The sequence below is a fragment of the Brachybacterium halotolerans genome (assembly GCF_016623465.1).
In the GTDB taxonomy this organism is placed as follows: domain Bacteria; phylum Actinomycetota; class Actinomycetes; order Actinomycetales; family Dermabacteraceae; genus Brachybacterium; species Brachybacterium halotolerans.
Genome location: NZ_JAEDAJ010000003.1, coordinates 21,025 through 36,267, shown reverse-complemented (window position 1 = coordinate 36,267; position 15,243 = coordinate 21,025). Strand labels below are relative to the sequence as shown.

The 15,243-nt window shown below is 73.0% G+C and carries 17 protein-coding genes; 14 read left to right on the top strand and 3 right to left on the bottom strand.

Annotated features, from left to right (window positions below):
• Window positions 1–92: 92 nt before the first annotated feature.
• From I8D64_RS06600 to erm, 4 genes are all read left to right on the top strand, one after another.
• The gene (locus I8D64_RS06600) at window positions 93–1,106 is read left to right on the top strand and encodes a polyphosphate kinase 2 family protein (protein WP_200501741.1); all 1,014 of its coding nucleotides are present in this window, start codon (window positions 93–95) and stop codon (window positions 1,104–1,106) included.
• 60 nt (window positions 1,107–1,166) lie between these two features.
• A complete protein-coding gene (gene tpx / locus I8D64_RS06595) occupies window positions 1,167–1,664 on the top strand; it encodes a thiol peroxidase (protein WP_200501740.1) in 498 nt (165 codons plus the stop codon).
• 216 nt (window positions 1,665–1,880) lie between these two features.
• Window positions 1,881–2,678: a TSUP family transporter gene (locus I8D64_RS06590; RefSeq protein ID WP_200501739.1), complete on the top strand. Its 798-nt coding sequence runs from the start codon at window positions 1,881–1,883 to the stop codon at window positions 2,676–2,678.
• Between the two features lie 290 nt (window positions 2,679–2,968).
• Window positions 2,969–3,754 (top strand): 23S ribosomal RNA methyltransferase Erm, encoded by a 786-nt coding sequence (gene erm, locus I8D64_RS06585; protein ID WP_200501738.1) that lies wholly within the window; start codon window positions 2,969–2,971, stop codon window positions 3,752–3,754.
• A gap of 139 nt (window positions 3,755–3,893) precedes the next feature.
• Here the strand turns inward: erm and I8D64_RS06580 are convergent, their stop codons facing one another.
• Window positions 3,894–6,122: an NADP-dependent isocitrate dehydrogenase gene (locus I8D64_RS06580; RefSeq protein WP_200501737.1), complete on the bottom strand. Its 2,229-nt coding sequence runs from the start codon at window positions 6,120–6,122 to the stop codon at window positions 3,894–3,896.
• 244 nt (window positions 6,123–6,366) lie between these two features.
• Here I8D64_RS06580 and hisD point away from each other — a divergent pair, with 244 nt between their 5' ends.
• Window positions 6,367–7,698: a histidinol dehydrogenase gene (hisD, locus tag I8D64_RS06575; protein WP_200501736.1), complete on the top strand. Its 1,332-nt coding sequence runs from the start codon at window positions 6,367–6,369 to the stop codon at window positions 7,696–7,698.
• A 60-nt stretch (window positions 7,699–7,758) separates the two neighbouring features.
• Here the strand turns inward: hisD and I8D64_RS06570 are convergent, their stop codons facing one another.
• Window positions 7,759–8,241, bottom strand: a complete 483-nt coding sequence (locus tag I8D64_RS06570) for a DUF3054 family protein (protein WP_200501735.1) — start codon at window positions 8,239–8,241, stop codon at window positions 7,759–7,761.
• A 170-nt stretch (window positions 8,242–8,411) separates the two neighbouring features.
• Between I8D64_RS06570 and I8D64_RS06565 the strand changes: the two genes are divergently transcribed.
• From I8D64_RS06565 to I8D64_RS06535, 7 genes are all read left to right on the top strand, one after another.
• On the top strand, window positions 8,412–9,590 hold the full coding sequence (locus tag I8D64_RS06565; protein WP_200501734.1) for a histidinol-phosphate transaminase: 1,179 nt from the start codon (window positions 8,412–8,414) through the stop codon (window positions 9,588–9,590).
• Window positions 9,587–10,213, top strand: coding sequence for an imidazoleglycerol-phosphate dehydratase HisB (hisB, locus tag I8D64_RS06560; protein WP_200501733.1), 627 nt, complete (start codon window positions 9,587–9,589; stop codon window positions 10,211–10,213). Before I8D64_RS06565 ends, hisB begins: the two co-directional genes overlap by 4 nt.
• The gene (locus I8D64_RS06555) at window positions 10,210–10,824 is read left to right on the top strand and encodes a hypothetical protein (protein WP_200501732.1); all 615 of its coding nucleotides are present in this window, start codon (window positions 10,210–10,212) and stop codon (window positions 10,822–10,824) included. The genes hisB and I8D64_RS06555 overlap by 4 nt, the downstream gene beginning before the upstream one ends.
• Window positions 10,821–11,525 carry an imidazole glycerol phosphate synthase subunit HisH gene (hisH, locus tag I8D64_RS06550; RefSeq protein ID WP_200501731.1) on the top strand — a complete coding sequence of 235 codons (705 nt, stop codon included), beginning with the start codon at window positions 10,821–10,823 and terminating at the stop codon, window positions 11,523–11,525. Before I8D64_RS06555 ends, hisH begins: the two co-directional genes overlap by 4 nt.
• The gene (locus tag I8D64_RS06545; protein ID WP_200501730.1) at window positions 11,522–11,677 is read left to right on the top strand and encodes a hypothetical protein; all 156 of its coding nucleotides are present in this window, start codon (window positions 11,522–11,524) and stop codon (window positions 11,675–11,677) included. The genes hisH and I8D64_RS06545 overlap by 4 nt, the downstream gene beginning before the upstream one ends.
• Before the next feature lie 89 nt (window positions 11,678–11,766).
• The gene (gene priA / locus I8D64_RS06540; RefSeq protein WP_200501729.1) at window positions 11,767–12,501 is read left to right on the top strand and encodes a bifunctional 1-(5-phosphoribosyl)-5-((5-phosphoribosylamino)methylideneamino)imidazole-4-carboxamide isomerase/phosphoribosylanthranilate isomerase PriA; all 735 of its coding nucleotides are present in this window, start codon (window positions 11,767–11,769) and stop codon (window positions 12,499–12,501) included.
• A gap of 83 nt (window positions 12,502–12,584) precedes the next feature.
• Complete coding sequence (locus tag I8D64_RS06535) at window positions 12,585–13,430, top strand: SseB family protein (RefSeq protein WP_200501728.1); 846 nt, start codon at window positions 12,585–12,587, stop codon at window positions 13,428–13,430.
• A 101-nt stretch (window positions 13,431–13,531) separates the two neighbouring features.
• Here the strand turns inward: I8D64_RS06535 and I8D64_RS17225 are convergent, their stop codons facing one another.
• The gene (locus tag I8D64_RS17225; RefSeq protein ID WP_200502059.1) at window positions 13,532–13,870 is read right to left on the bottom strand and encodes a DUF1844 domain-containing protein; all 339 of its coding nucleotides are present in this window, start codon (window positions 13,868–13,870) and stop codon (window positions 13,532–13,534) included.
• Between the two features lie 375 nt (window positions 13,871–14,245).
• Here I8D64_RS17225 and infC point away from each other — a divergent pair, with 375 nt between their 5' ends.
• Entirely contained in the window at window positions 14,246–14,959 is a 714-nt protein-coding gene (gene infC / locus I8D64_RS06525; protein ID WP_228359683.1) for a translation initiation factor IF-3, read from the top strand.
• A 58-nt stretch (window positions 14,960–15,017) separates the two neighbouring features.
• Entirely contained in the window at window positions 15,018–15,212 is a 195-nt protein-coding gene (gene rpmI / locus I8D64_RS06520) for a 50S ribosomal protein L35 (protein ID WP_152351945.1), read from the top strand.
• Window positions 15,213–15,243: the final 31 nt, after the last annotated feature.

The window sequence follows — 15,243 nt, the reverse complement described above, 5'->3', positions numbered from 1 at the left end:
TCGTGTGCCCCACGCTAGGGCTGCGTGCGCTCCCGCGGAACCCCTCGGGCCCGGTCCGCGCCGCGGCGCGCGGATCCGGCTACGCTCCGTGCATGGCACAGGCGAAGAAGCAGCAGAGCCCTCGTCCGACGAAGAGCACGAAGCAGGGCGGGGGCGCGAAGTCGGCGAAGCCGGCAAGATCGGCGAAGGTGGCGACGAAGTCGTCACGCGATCTCCGACCCGTCGTCCTCGCACCCGGCTCCCTGCCGGACGACGTCCCGAGCGGCTTCCCGGTCCCGCCGGGCTGGACGGGCGACGTCCATGAGTTCGACCCCCACGCGACCCCCGGCTTCGACGGCGGCAAGAAGAAGGGCGAGAAGCGCCTTCTGGCCTGCGACGACTCCCTTGCTGATCTGCAGGAGCGGCTCTTCGCCGCGCACCACGGGGCGACGTCAGGCGGGCGCAGCGTGCTGCTGGTCGTCCAGGGTATGGACACCTCCGGCAAGGGCGGGATCATGCGGCACGTCGTCGGCGCCGTGGATCCGCAGGGGATCTCGATCACCGCGTTCAAGGCGCCCACCGAGGAGGAGAGGCAGCACGACTTCCTGTGGAGGATCCGCCCGCACGTGCCCGCGGCCGGGCAGATCGGCGTCTTCGACCGCTCGCACTACGAGGACGTGCTCATCCATCGGGTCCACGGATGGGCCGACGCCGAGGAGATCGAGCGGCGCTGCGCCGCGATCAACGCCTTCGAGAAGGAGATCACCGACTCGGGGGTCACGATCGTGAAGGTCATGCTCCACCTCTCGTACGCCGAGCAGGGGGAGCGGCTGATCGAGCGCCTCGAACGACCGGACAAGCACTGGAAGTTCAACCCGGGGGACATCGACGAGCGCGGGTACTGGAGCGCCTACATGGACGCCTACTCGAAGGCGCTCAGCGCGACCTCGACCCCGCACGCGCCGTGGGTCGTGGTCCCCGCCGACCGCAAGTGGTACGCCCGGATCGCCGTGCAGCAGCTGCTGCTGCAGGCCCTGGGGGAGATCGACCCGCAGTGGCCCGCCGCGGACTTCGATGTCGCCGAGCAGACCGCGCGACTGCGGGAGACCTTCGCCTCGCAGCGATGAGTCGGGGACGACGGGGCACAATGGACGGAGCAGCGCACATCGAGCAGAAGGATGCATGACATGGCCACCACCGCCTTCAAGGGCACCCCCGTTACCACCGTCGGCGAGCTCCCCGCCGTCGGCTCCGCCGCCCCCGCGTTCGAGCTCGTCGGACAGGACCTCGGCACCGTCGCCTCCGGCGACTTCTCCGGCCGCCGGATCGTGCTGAACATCTTCCCGTCCCTGGACACCGGCACCTGCGCGATGAGCGTGCGCCGCTTCAACGAGATCGCGAGCGGCCTGGAGAACACGGTCGTCGTGTGCGCCTCGAAGGACCTCCCGTTCGCGCAGGCCCGCTTCTGCGGTGCGGAGGGGCTCACGAACGTCGTCACCGGCTCCGCCTTCCGGTCGGGCTTCGGGGAGGACTTCGGGGTCACGCAGACCGATGGCCCCCTGCAGGGCCTCCTCGCTCGCGCGGTCGTGGTGATCGACGCCGACGGCACCGTGCTGCACAGCCAGCTGGTCCCGGAGATCTCCGAGGAGCCCGACTACGACGCCGCCGTGGCGGCGCTCGGCTGACACGGATCGCCGTCGGACGACCGACGTCCTGAGCGAGGCCCCGGGCAGCCGTGCCCGGGGCCTCGCGCGTGCTCATGGCACGTGCGTCCGACGCGTGAGGCGCAGTCCAGGGCGACCCGCGGCCGGGTCTAGGGTTGCAGGTCGGACCGCATCCGCCGAGCGGTCCGACGCACACGCCCCTCGGGCCCCGAGGGACGGCGAAGGAGGAGAGGGCGCGTGGATCCGCAGTCGCTCGTGGTGCTGCTCGTGATGGGTGCCCTCGCGGGCGCGATCAACTCCGCGGTGGGCAGCGGATCCCTGCTCACGCTCCCCGTGCTCCTCGCCCTCGGCCTCGATCCCGGCACCGCCGTGCGCACCAACACCATGGGCATGGTGTTCTCGACCGTCGGCTCGTTCTTCGGCTACCGGCGCGAGATCTCGGCCGAATGGCGCGACGTGCGCCCGCTCGCCGCCATCGTGGTCGTGACCGCGACCATCGGGTCCTGCCTGCTGCTGATCTCACCGCCCGGGGCGCTCCAGGTCGTCGTGCCCGTCCTCATCGTGGTCGCGCTGCTGCTCGTGGTCTTCCAGAAGCGACTGGCCACCTGGATCCCTCGGCGGGGGACCGGCCAGAGGGACGCGGACGCCGGCAGCAGCGCGGCCGCCTACCGCTCGCCGGGCCTCATGGTCTCCATGGGCGCCGCCTCGATGTACGGGGGCTACTTCACGGCCGCGCAGGGCATCCTCTACCTCGGCCTGCTCGGTGCCTTCACCGGCCGCTCGATGAAGAGCGTCAACGCCGTGAAGAACCTGTTCAGCCTGCTGGTGAACGTGATGGCGGCACTCGTCTACCTGGTGGCCCACTTCGCCTTCGGTGCCGACGTGCGGTGGGAGGGCGTGATCGCGATCGCGCTCGGAGCCCTGCTCGGCGGCTACTTCGGCTCCCACCTCACCAAGCGGCTTCCCGAATGGGTGCTGCGCGGCACCATCGTCGTGATCGCGCTCCTCGCCCTCGTGCGTCAGATCCTGGGCTGAGCGGCCCGCTCCGCTCCCACGCCCTTCGACGCGGGCGGAGCGTGCGGAGAATTCGTTCGACGCCGCCGCCGTCCCCTCGATAGCGTCCCGCCCATGGGAACCCTTCTCCGTGCGGTCCCCGCGGACCGCGCACTCACCTTCCGCGACCGCCGCGCCTGACGGCGCGCCGTCGCATGATGCGCGCCGTCCCGTCGAGAGCCCTCGCACCCGGACGCGCGAACCTCGCCTCCCCCTGCCGCCGGCACGGGTGAGATGCCGGGTGCTCCGACCCGACAGCACGGAGACCACCCATGCCCCGCTCCCTCCATGGCGGACGCCATGAACTCGGCCAGAACTTCCTCGTCCACCGACCCACTCTCGAGCAGATCGCCGACCTCGTCCCCCGGGACGGCACGAGCGTGCTCGAGCTCGGCGCCGGCGACGGCGCCCTCACCCGTGTGCTCGCCGCACGGGGCGTGCCGCTCACAGCCCTCGAGATCGACGAGCACCGCGCCCGGGCGCTGCGCCGCAAGCTGCCCGGTGCCCGCGTGATCGCCGCCGATGCGCTCACCCATCCGCTCGAGGCGGCGACGATCGTCGGCAACATCCCCTTCCACCTGACCACACCCATCCTGCGGCGCCTGCTGCGGGAGCGCAGCTGGCGTCGCGCCGTCCTGCTCACGCAGTGGGAAGTGGCCCGCAAGCGCGCCGGGGTGGGCGGATCCACCCTGCTGACAGTCCAGGCCGCGCCATGGATCCGCGCGAGGCTCGAGGGGCGCGTGCCGTCGCGTGCCTTCCGTCCCGCACCGTCGGTCGACGGCGGGATCCTCGTGCTCGGGCGCCGCGAGCACCCCCTCCTCCCGCTCCGGGAGCGCGCCGCGTACGAGCGCTTCGCGCGCTGCGTGTTCGCGGGCGGGGGAGGGACCCTCGAGCGGATCCTTCCGAGGGCCCTGCCTCCTCGCGGGGCGTCGGGCCGGCGCCGGATCGACGACGCACTGCGGGCGGCCGGCGTCGCGCGCCGGGACCGGCCCCGGGACCTCGCGCCTCGCCAGTGGGCGCTGCTCTGGAAGCGGCTCGGCCGCGCGCCCCGCGACTGAGCGCGTGCCGGGCGCTCGTGGTCCGACGACCTCGTGGTCCGACGACGAAGGGCCCGGATGCCGAAGCATCCGGGCCCTTCCGGTGGTCGACCGCCCTCGGGAGGTGCGGTCGACCCTCAGCGCGTCAGCGCATCAGCGGTCACAGCGCGGAGCTGATCTCCTCGACGATCGCGTTGAGCGTGGTCGAGGGACGCATGACGCTCGCGGCCTTCGCCTCGTCGGGACGGTAGTAGCCGCCGATGTCGGCCGGCTTCCCCTGCACGGCGAGCAGCTCGCCGTCGATGGCCTCCGCCTTGCCCGCGAACTCCTGGGCGATGGGGGCGAACGCCTCGGCGAGCTCCGCGTCGTCGGACTGCGCGGCCAGCTCCTGCGCCCAGTACAGGGCGAGGTAGAAGTGGCTGCCGCGGTTGTCGATCGTGCCGAGCTTGCGCTGCGGGGACTTGCCGTTGTTCAGCAGGGTCTCCGTCGCGCGGTCCAGGGCGTCGGCGATCACGCGGGCGCGCTCGTTGTCCGCGGTGCGCGCGAGGTGGCGCAGGGACTCGGCGAGGGCCAGGAACTCCCCGAGGGAGTCCCAGCGCAGGTAGTCCTCCTCGACGAGCTGCTGGACGTGCTTGGGGGCGGAGCCGCCCGCACCCGTCTCGAACAGTCCGCCGCCGTTCATGAGCGGCACCACCGAGAGCATCTTGGCGCTCGTGCCCAGCTCCATGATCGGGAACAGGTCGGTGAGGTAGTCGCGCAGCACGTTGCCGGTCACGGAGATCGTGTCCTCGCCGCGGCGCACGCGCTCCAGGGTGTGCTTCGTGGCCTCGACGGGGGAGAGGATCCGGAGGTCCAGGCCCTCGGTGTCCTCCTCGGCGAGGTAGGCCTCGACCTTGGCGATGAGGTTGCGGTCATGGGCGCGGGACTCGTCCAGCCAGAACACGGCGGGCATCCCGGACTCGCGCGAGCGGCGCACGGCGAGCTGCACCCAGTCGCGGATCGGGGCGTCTTTGGCCTGGCAGGCGCGGAAGATGTCGCCGGCCTCGACCTGCTGGGCCATCAGCGCCGCGCCCGAGGAGTCGCGCACCTCGACGCGGCCGTCGGCCTCGATCTCGAAGGTCTTGTCGTGGCTGCCGTACTCCTCGGCCTTCTGCGCCATCAGGCCGACGTTCGGCACGGTGCCCATGGTGGTCGGGTCGAAGGCGCCGTTCGCCTTGCAGTCCTCGATGGTGGCCGCGTAGACGCCCGCGTAGGAGGAGTCGGGGATGACGGCCAGGGTGTCCTGCTCCGCGTCGTCCTTGTTCCACATGTGGCCGGAGGTGCGGATCATCGCGGGCATCGAGGCGTCGATGATGACGTCGCTGGGCACGTGCAGGTTGCTGATGCCCTTGTGGGAGTTCACCATGGCGATCGCCGGGCCCTCGGCGAGGCCCTTGGTGATCTCCTCGCGCACGCCCGCGGCGACCTCGGGGTCCAGGGCGTCGGCCCCGGCGAGGATGCCGCCCAGGCCGTTGTTCGGGGACAGGCCCGCCGCGGCGAGCTGCTCGCCGTACGCCGAGAAGAGGGCGGGGAAGAAGGCGCGGACGGCGTGGCCGAAGAGGATCGGGTCGGAGACCTTCATCATCGTGGCCTTGAGGTGCACGGAGAACAGGACGCCCTGCTCCTTCGCGGCCCGGACCTGCGCGGCGAGGAAGGCGTCCAGCGCGCGGGCGCCCATGACGGTCGAGTCGACGACCTCGCCCTCGAGCACGGGGATCGAGGGCTTCAGCACGGTCTCGGCGCCGTCGGCGGCGACGTGGACGATCGAGAGCTCGTCGTCCTTCTCGAGGACGACGGACTGCTCGTTCGCCCGGAAGTCGTCGGCGTCCATGGTCGCCACGGTGGTCTTCGAGTCGGCGGACCATGCGCCCATGCGGTGCGGGTGCTTCTTCGCGAAGTTCTTCACGGCCTGGGGCGCGCGGCGGTCGGAGTTGCCCTCGCGCAGCACGGGGTTCACGGCCGAGCCCTTGACCGCGTCGTAGCGGGCGCGCACGTCCTTCTCCGCGTCGGTCGACGGGGACTCGGGGTAGTCGGGCAGGTCGATCCCGGCGGCCTGCAGCTCGGCGATCGCGGCCTTGAGCTGCGGGACCGAGGCCGAGATGTTCGGCAGCTTGATGATGTTCGCCTCGGGGGTCTTCGCGAGCTCGCCGAGCTCCGCGAGCGCGTCGGCCTCGCGCTGGTCCTCGGGCAGGAGGTCGGAGAAGGCCGCGACGATGCGGCCCGCGAGCGAGATGTCCCGCGTCTCCACATCGATCCCGGCAGTGCGCGAGAACGCCTCCAGGATCGGCAGGAACGACACGGTGGCGAGCATCGGCGCTTCGTCGGTGTGGGTGTAGATGATCCGCGACATGATCGGTGGGGCTCCCTCGGGTCGGGGTGATGTCTCGACGTCAAGACTATCCGAGGGCGCGCGCGGCGTCCTCAGGGAGGGCGGGGCCGAGCGGCCCCGCCCGTACGCCGCCCGCAACATGCCCGCGCCCCGTCCCCCCCCCCGCCGGCAGCCCACCCGCGCCGCGGCCGCGAGGGCTCGCCCTCCCCGTCCCAGGCGTCGGGCCGAGGGGGCCGGTGCGCGGGCGTCCTCCTAGACTTCCCCCATGTCCTTCCTCTCCGTGACCGACCTGCGCGGGACCCGTCCCGGTCCCGCCGAGCTCGCCGCCTCCCTGCCCCGTCCCGAGGTCGACGTCGCCGCGGCGGCCGAGGCCGTCGCCCCGGTGATCGAGGACGTCGCGACGCGCGGCGCGGCCGCCGTCCTCGAGGCCTCCGAGCGCTTCGACGGCGTGCGGCCCGAGCACCTGCGCGTCCCTCCCGCGGAGATCGCGCGGGCGCTCGCCGAGCTCGACCCCGCGGTGCGCGCGGCCCTGGAGACCGCGATCTCGCGGGTCCGCGCCGTCGACGCCGCCCAGGTGCGCGAGCCCGACAGCGTCGAGGTTGTCCCCGGCGGACGCGTCACCCAGCGCTGGGTGCCCGTGCGCCGCGTGGGCCTGTACGTCCCGGGCGGCCGCGCCGTCCTGCCCAGCTCCGTGGTGATGAACGCCGTGCCCGCGCAGACCGCCGGTGTGGGAACGATCGTGCTCGCCTCCCCGCCGCAGAAGGAGTTCGGCGGCCTGCCGCACCCCACGATCCTCGCGGCCTGCGCCCTGCTGGGGATCGAGGAGGTCCTTGCCGTCGGCGGCGCGCAGGCGATCGCCCTGCTCGCCCACGGCGCCGACGATCTCGGCGACGGCCGTGCGCTCGAGGGCGTGGACCTCGTGACCGGCCCCGGGAACGTCTACGTCGCGGCGGCGAAGCGTCTGGTGCGCGGCGTCGTCGGGATCGACGCGGAGGCCGGGCCGACGGAGATCGCGATCCTCGCGGACGCCTCCGCCGAGCCCCGCCTGGTCGCCGCCGACCTCATCTCGCAGGCCGAGCACGACCCGATGGCCGCCGCCGTGCTGGTCACGGACGACGAGTCCCTCGTCGGCCGCGTCGAGACGGAGCTGGAGGCCCAGGTCCCCGCGGCCGAGCACCACGAGCGGATCGCCGAGGCGCTGCGCGGGCGCCAGAGCGGCGCGATCCTCGTGGACGACATCGGGCAGGGCCTCGCGGTGGTCGACGCCTACGGCGCGGAGCACCTCGAGATCCAGACGGCCGATGCGGCCGGCGTCGCCGCGCGCGTCACCAATGCCGGCGCGGTGTTCGTCGGCCCCTTCAGCCCGGTGAGCCTGGGCGACTACGCGGCCGGCTCCAACCACGTGCTGCCGACGGGCGGCACCTCGCGCTTCGCCGGAGGGCTCGGCGTGCAGTCGTTCCTGCGCGGCATCCACGTCGTCGAGTACGACGAGGACGCGCTCGCCGCGTCACGGGAGGCGGCGACGACGCTCGCCCGCTCCGAGGGCCTGCCGGCCCACGGCACCGCGGTGGACGTGAGGTTCGCGCCCGACGCGTGAGGGTCGGGCGCGTCGACCGGAGAGCGGGGAAGTGCTTCCGCCGGGGCTCGCCCCGGGTCCTCAGGAGTTGTCGGCCTTCTCGGCGGCGATCCTGGCCTCGGCGGCCTTCTCGTCCTCGGTGCCGGTGGTCACCTCGGGCCCGCTCCCCGTCTCGAGATCGGCCTCGTCCACGACCTCGACGACCCTGCGCTCGCCGCGCGTGAGGAAGGTCGCGACCGCGCGCCAGCCGAGCATGAGCACGCCGAGGACGATCGAGGTGACGATCACGAAGGACACCTCGGTGCCGGCCTGCATGAGGGTGCGCACGGCCATGGCGCCGACGATCGTGATCGCCCACACGAACACGCCCTGCGGCCAGATGCGGAAGGGCGCGCGCCAGGTCTGCGCGGCCAGATGGCCGACGAGGAGGGCGGCCGCGAAGGGCCAGCCCACCAGCACGAGATTCTGCGTCGAGATGTCGTAGCCGTGCTGGAGCAGGCCGATCGCGACGAAGAGGACCACGGCGAGGACGTCGCCGATCAGGGCACCGAGGAAGCGAAGCACCGCGCCAGGGTACCGACCCGCGGGTGGTCGGGCGCTGGGAGCGTGGCGGGACGCACGTGCGCGGGGCGGGGAGCGCCCGGCGACGAGGTGCCCGAGCAGGACCGACGGCGGCCGGTTCCGCGCACCGGGCGGCGCGGATCCCACCAGGTCCGGACCTCTACGATGGGGCCATGCCCACCTCGAGCCGACCCGACCCCGCCGCGCCCGGCGCCGATCCCGCAGATCCCATCGCGCGCCCGGGGATCCCGCCGCGCCGGGAGGACCTCGCGGGCGTCGAGCCGTACGGGGCCCCGCAGATCGACGTGCCGCACCTGCTGAACGTCAACGAGAACCCCTTCGGCCCGTCCGCCGAGCTCGCCGCCGATCTGGGACGCGCGGTGCAGGAGGCGTCGGCCGGCCTGAACCGCTATCCCGACCGGGAGTTCACGGCGCTGCGCGCCGATCTCGCCGAGTACCTCGCCGCGGAGTCCGGGGTCCCTGCGTCCGCGGTCGAGGCGGTCTGGGCGGCGAACGGCTCGAACGAGGTCATGCACCAGCTGATGCTCGCCTTCGGCGGGCCCGGCCGGACGGCGCTCGGCTTCGCGCCGCACTACTCGATGTACCCGGAGTATGCGCGCGACACCTTCACCCGCTGGGTCGTCGCCGACCGGGGCCCCGCCCCGGACTTCGCGCTCGACGCGGACGACGTGCGCGAGGCGATCTCCGCGCACCGTCCGCACATCGTCGTCCTCACCAGCCCGAACAACCCGACGGGAACGGCGCTCGACCCGGAGGTCGTGCGCGCCGCCGCCGAGGCGCTGCTGCCCAGCTCGGGGATGCTGGTGGTCGACGAGGCCTACGGCGAGTTCCGGCGCGACGGCGTGCCCAGCGCCCTCGAGCTGCTCGGCGAGTTCCCGAACCTCGTGGTCACGCGCACGATGTCCAAGGCCTTCGCGCTCGCCGGCGGGCGCCTGGGGTATCTGGTCGCGGACCCGCGGATCGTCGACGCGGTCCGCGTGGTGCGCCTGCCCTACCACCTCTCGGCCGTCACGCAGGCCGTCGCCCGCACCGCCCTCGCGCACCGTGAGGAGCTGCTGGGGCAGGTCGAGCGGCTGCGCGCCGAGCGCGACGCTCTCTTCGATCACCTCGTCGAGCGCGGTCACGTCGTCGCCCCCTCGGACGCGAACTTCGTGTACTTCGAACCGCTCCTGCACCGGGCCGCGAGCCGCCACGAGGTGTGGGAGGCTCTGCTCGAGCGCGGCGTGCTCATCCGCGAGGTCGGGCCCGAGCCCTGGATGCGGGTCTCCGTCGGCACGCCCCAGGACAACGCCGCATTCCGCACCGCCCTCGAGGAGGCCGACCCCCGATGACACAGATCCCCGACGCGCACCGCGCGCACCGCACCGCGAGCATCTCGCGCACCACTCGCGAGTCCAGCGTCGAGGTGTTCCTCGACCTCGACGGCAGCGGTCAGGTGGACGTCTCGACGACCGTGCCGTTCTACGACCACATGCTCACGGCGCTGGGCACCCACGCGCGCTTCGACCTCACCGTGCGCGCGAGCGGCGACACCGACATCGACGTCCACCACACGGTGGAGGACACCGCGATCGTGCTCGGCCAGTGCCTGCGCGAGGCCCTCGGCGACAAGCGCGGCATCACCCGCTTCGGCGAGGCCACCATCCCGCTCGACGAGGCGCTCGCCCACGCCGTGGTCGACGTCTCCGGCCGCCCCTACTGCGTGCACACCGGCGAGAGCGAGGCGCAGGCCCTGCATCTCATCGGGGGGCACTTCACGGGGTCGCTGACCCGGCACGTCCTGGAGTCGCTGTCCTTCCACGCGGCCATCTGCCTGCACATGCGCGTGCTCGCCGGTCGGGACCCGCACCACATCGTCGAAGCCCAGTTCAAGGCCCTCGCCCGGGCCCTGCGCGCCGCATGCGCGCCCGATCCGCGCGTCGCCGACATCCCCTCCACGAAGGGAGCACTGTGAGCACCGCAGAACCGCCCCGCCCCTCCGGCGGCGACGACGACATCGACGCCGAGTTCGCGCGCCTCACCCAGGGCCTCGATCTCGGAGGCGACGTCGAGGACGCCGCAGAGGAGTCCGAGCCCTTCACCGTCGAGGACATCATCGGCGGCGGGGACGACGAGGAGCCCGCGATCGCCGTGGTCGCCACCTCCGTCGCCTCCGCGAAGGCACTCGCCGGCGCGATCCGCCTGGGCCGCGAGGCCCGCACCGACGGCGCCGACATCCCCGCCGGCGCGCGCGTCCACGACACCGGCATGGGCGCCATCGCCGTCGGCGCCCTCCAGGAGGACGCCGCCCACGAGCTCGCCGCCGTCACCTCGACCGCCCTGCAGCGCAACGGCGTCGTCCTGTTCTGGCGCAAGGGCGACCGCATGACCGCCACCCGCTACAAGGCGGGGGAGCGCGGGGACGACGTGTCGCCCGCGATCGTCATGGGAGCGATGGACGAGGTCGTGGAGCAGCTCATGCTCGGCTCGGCCGACGTCGCCACCCTCGGCGAGGGCTACGACCCCGCCGTCCTCACCCGTGACGAGGCGCTCGCCTGGATCGCGAAGGGACGCAAGGGTCGATGAGCGGGAGCGAGAACAGCCCCTCCCCGCAGAGCGACGTCCCTGCGCCGCGCGTCGTCGTCCTGGACCACGGCAGCGGGAACGTCCGCTCCGCCGTGCGCGCCCTCGAGGCCTCCGGCGCTGACGTCGAGCTGACCGCCGATCGGGATAGCGCACTCGGAGCCGACGGGCTCGTCGTCCCCGGTGTCGGCGCCTTCGCCGCGACCGCCGCGCAGATCCGCGCCGTGGGCGGCGACCGCATCATCGAGCGCCGCCTGGCCGGCGGGCTCCCGGTGCTCGGCATCTGCGTGGGCCTGCAGGTCATGTTCGCGGCCGGCACCGAGCACGGAGAGCGCGCGGCGGGCCTCGACCAGTGGCCCGGCGAGATCACCCGCCTCGAGGCCGACGTCGTCCCGCACATGGGCTGGAACACGGTCGAGGTCCCCCAGGGCAGTCGGCTGTTCGCCGGCATCGAGGACGAGCGCTTCTACTTCGTCCACTCCTACGCCGCCCGCTCCTGGGAGCTCGAGTCGCAGCCGCCCATGCCCGACCCGCTGGTCACCTGGTCCGATCACGGCGGCGACCGCTTCGTCGCCGCCGTCGAGAACGGCGCGCTGACCGCCACCCAGTTCCACCCGGAGAAGTCCGGCGGGGCCGGGACGCGTCTGCTGCGCAACTGGCTCGCGGGACTGCCGCGCCTCGCGACGAGGTCGGCCGCCTCATGATCCTCGCCTTCGTCATGCTCTTCGCCGGCGGGATGCTGCTCGGCGGCGCGTGGTCCTTCCACCGTTCGGGCAAGCCCTGGTGGCTGCGGATCCTGCTCCTCGTCCTCGGTCTCGTCTGCGTGGCCGTCTGCGTCTGGCGCATCCAGACCTGACGCGCGATCCCGCCGGCCCTCGGGCCCTGTCCGCAGCCTCGACCGGCCCTTCCTCTCACCTCTCCCACCGTCCGTTCCCGGAGGACCCCATGACCAGCCCCGTTCTCGAACTCCTGCCCGCCGTCGACGTCCAGGACGGCCAGGCCGTCCGCCTCGTCCAGGGTGAGGCCGGCACCGAGACCAGCTACGGATCGCCTCTCGAGGCCGCCCGCACCTTCGAGCACGGCGGGGCGAGCTGGCTGCATCTCGTGGACCTCGACGCCGCCTTCGGACGCGGTAGCAATGCGAACCTGCTCGCCGAGGTCGTCGCGGCCGTCGACCTGCAGGTCGAGCTCTCCGGCGGCATCCGCGACGACGCGAGCCTCACGGCCGCGCTCGCGACCGGGTGCCGCCGCGTGAACCTCGGCACCGCCGCCCTCGAGAACCCGGAGTGGACGGCCGAGGTCATCGCCGAGCACGGCGACCGCATCGCCGTGGGCCTCGACGTGCGCGGCTCGACGCTCGCCGCCCGCGGCTGGACCAAGGAGGGCGGCGACCTCTGGGAGGCGATCGAGCGCCTCGACGCCGCCGGCTGCGCCCGCTACGTCATCACCGACGTCACGAAGGACGGCATGATGAGCGGCCCCAACGTGGACCTGCTGCGCCGCGTGTGCGAGAGCACCGACGCGAAGGTCGTGGCCTCCGGCGGCATCTCCTCGCTCGACGACCTCGCGGCGCTGCGGACCCTCGTCCCCGAGGGCGTCGAGGGCGCGATCGTCGGCAAGGCCCTCTACGCCGGCGCGTTCACCCTGCCCGAGGCCCTCGAGGTGGCGGGGCGCCCGTGACGCCCGCGGGAGAGGTGCCCGGCCCGTCGAGCCGAGAGGCGCCGGATCCGGCCGGTGGAGCCGCGCCGGACCCGGAGAGCACCATGGGCGGGCGCACCCTGCCCGCGCACTTCCGCGAGAAGTCGCGCTTCACCGACACCGCGGGCACCAGCTGGGCGGGCCGTGACTACACCACGAGTCCCTTCCCCGAGGACGACGGCACCACGCCGCGCCCCGTCGCCGAGGCGCTCGACGCGCTCACTGCGGGGCGCGACCCCTCCCGGCGGCACCTGGTCGACGCGCTCGCGGGCAGCCGCGTGCTCGTGCCGATCATGGCCGTCGCCACCGAGGAAGGCACGACAGCCCACGGCCTGACCGGCGACAACGGGGCCGACATGGCGATGGTCTCCATCACCGCGCCCGACGGCTCGCGTGTGCTGCCCGTGTTCACCTCGGTCGTCCAGCTGCAGCGCTGGCAGCAGCGGGCCCGGCCCGTTCCCACGCCCACCGCGCAGGCCGCCCAGGCGGCCGTGCAGGAGGGCATCACCCAGCTCGTGCTCAACCCCGCCGCGCAGGCGGGAGAGGTAGGGGCCGGCGGGACGGGAAGCCCGGGCCCGGCAGGGGCGGACCCTGCGGCCGACGCGTGCGGACCCGTCCTCCTGCAGCGCTCCGTGCTGTGGGCCCTCGCGCAGGGGAGGGACTGGGTGCCCCCGCACGAGGACCCCGACGTCGCTGCGGAGCTCGCGCGCATCGCCGACACCCTGCCGGAGGTGCTCGCGCTCGCGCCGCGCCCCGGCGAGCGCGCCGAGGTGGACCTGCTGGTGCGCCTGCGTCCGGGTCTCGACGCGGCCGACGTGCAGAGGGTCGTCGGGGCGCTCGGGGAGCACCTCGGCGCCTCGATGCTCGTCGCGGACCGGGTGAGCTCGCTCAAGCTGACGCTGGGCCGGTGAGCGCGCCCGCGTGGAGGCCCGGACAGCAGTGTCAGAAGCTTCGGTCGCGGCGGTCGCGGCGCGGTCACGTCGGCCGCGTCGTTCGACGAGCCGACGGGGACTCAGCTGACGCGGCCGGTCCACTTCTCGCCCGGCGCCCGTCCCGGCTCGTCGGGGAAGGGCAGGGCCTCCGCGAAGGCGAGCTGCAGGGTGCGCAGGCCGTCGCGCAGCGAGCGCGCGTGCTCGTTGCCGACCTCGGGGGAGGCGGCCGTGACGAGCCCGGCGAGCGAGGCGATGAGCTTCCGCGCCTCATCGAGGTCCTGGTAGTGGCCCGTCGCCTCGTCCTCGGCGAGCCCGATCTTCACGGCGGCGGCGCTCATCAGGTGCACGGCCGCGCTCGAGATGATCTCGACGGCCGCGACGTCGGCGATGTCGCGCGCAGCGTCGGAGGCGATCCCGATCTCGGCATCCTGCGGAGCGTGGGCCGCGTGGTCATGACCCGCGTGCTCGTGCGCGCCGCCGTCGGAGGAGCCGTGCGCCCCCTCGAAGCGGAAGGACTGGGGGACCTCGGGGGCGCCGGCGGTGCCGGGGGAGTCCGCGTCGTCGGCGGGGCTGGCGGGGGTGCCGAGGTCGGGCATGTCGTTCACAGGGTCCTTCACGAGGTCGGGGGGAGGGGCGACGCATGTCACGGGGCGCGGCGTCGTCCTCCTGGTAGCATAGGGGACCGGAACATGACGTTCCCCTTTGCAAGTGGAGCCTCTCCCACCTCGCGGCGCGCAGTCGTCGGGGTCGTGTCGCAGCCTGACGTCCGCGTCGGCGGCGCGCCCGTGCGGCGCGTGCACTCGAGGCCTCCACATCCGTGTGGGGGCCTTCGTCATGTCGTCGGACACCGAGGTGAGGAGACACCCATCAGCGAACAGCGCATCAATGGCCAGATCAGGGTCCCGAAGGTCCTGCTGGTCGGACCCAATGGCGAACAGGTCGGCACCGTGCGTGTCGAGGACGCCCTGCGGCTCGCCGCGGAGGCCGACCTCGATCTCGTCGAGGTCGCCCCGGGCGCGAACCCGCCCGTGTGCCGTCTCATGGACTATGGCAAGTACAAGTACGAAGCCAACATGAAGGCGCGCGAGTCCCGCAAGAACCAGACCAATACGCTCCAGAAGGAGATTCGTATGGGTCTGAAGATCGATACCCACGACTACGAGACCAAGCGTCGCAACGTGGAGAAGTTCCTCGCCGGCGGTGACAAGGTCAAGGTCATGGTGCGCTTCCGCGGCCGCGAGCAGGCTCGTCCCGAGCGCGGCATCCAGCTGCTGGGCCGGATGGCGGAGGACGTCTCCGAGCTCGGCTTCGTCGAGTCCCACCCGCGCCAGGACGGCCGCACCATGGTGATGGTCCTGGGCCCGGTGAAGAAGAAGTCCCAGGCGCGCGCGGAGGCCCGCAAGCGCCGCACCGACGCCGAGAAGGCCGCCGCCAAGGAGCCCGCCTCCGAGGACGCCGCGACCGCCTCGTCCGAGGACTCCGGCAGCACGCCGGACCCCCAGTCCTGATCGCTCGCCCGCACCCCGCGTGCGGGCCCACGATCCCATTCAGAAGGAGAACAGGCTGATGCCGAAGAACAAGACCCACTCGGGCACCAAGAAGCGCGTCCGGGTGACCGGCTCCGGCAAGCTCATGCGCGAGAAGGCGAACGCTCGCCACCTGCTCGAGCACAAGAGCTCCACCCGCAAGCGCCGTCTGGGCAGCGACACGAACGTCGCGAAGTCCGACGCCAAGCGCGTGAAGAAGCTTCTGGGCCGCTGAGCCCCCTCGCGGGATTCCTGAGTTCCCGCAC

Excerpts from the sequence above, each read along its gene's own strand:
- I8D64_RS06600 (WP_200501741.1), top strand. The coding sequence starts at position 93 with ATGGCACAGGCGAAGAAGCAGCAGAGCCCTCGTCCGACGAAGAGCACG.
- tpx (WP_200501740.1), top strand. The coding sequence starts at position 1,167 with ATGGCCACCACCGCCTTCAAGGGCACCCCCGTTACCACCGTCGGCGAG.
- erm (WP_200501738.1), top strand. The coding sequence starts at position 2,969 with ATGCCCCGCTCCCTCCATGGCGGACGCCATGAACTCGGCCAGAACTTC.
- I8D64_RS06580 (WP_200501737.1), bottom strand. The coding sequence starts at position 6,122 with ATGTCGCGGATCATCTACACCCACACCGACGAAGCGCCGATGCTCGCC.
- hisD (WP_200501736.1), top strand. The coding sequence starts at position 6,367 with ATGTCCTTCCTCTCCGTGACCGACCTGCGCGGGACCCGTCCCGGTCCC.
- I8D64_RS06565 (WP_200501734.1), top strand. The coding sequence starts at position 8,412 with ATGCCCACCTCGAGCCGACCCGACCCCGCCGCGCCCGGCGCCGATCCC.
- hisB (WP_200501733.1), top strand. The coding sequence starts at position 9,587 with ATGACACAGATCCCCGACGCGCACCGCGCGCACCGCACCGCGAGCATC.
- hisH (WP_200501731.1), top strand. The coding sequence starts at position 10,821 with ATGAGCGGGAGCGAGAACAGCCCCTCCCCGCAGAGCGACGTCCCTGCG.
- I8D64_RS06545 (WP_200501730.1), top strand. The coding sequence starts at position 11,522 with ATGATCCTCGCCTTCGTCATGCTCTTCGCCGGCGGGATGCTGCTCGGC.
- priA (WP_200501729.1), top strand. The coding sequence starts at position 11,767 with ATGACCAGCCCCGTTCTCGAACTCCTGCCCGCCGTCGACGTCCAGGAC.
- I8D64_RS06535 (WP_200501728.1), top strand. The coding sequence starts at position 12,585 with ATGGGCGGGCGCACCCTGCCCGCGCACTTCCGCGAGAAGTCGCGCTTC.
- rpmI (WP_152351945.1), top strand. The coding sequence starts at position 15,018 with ATGCCGAAGAACAAGACCCACTCGGGCACCAAGAAGCGCGTCCGGGTG.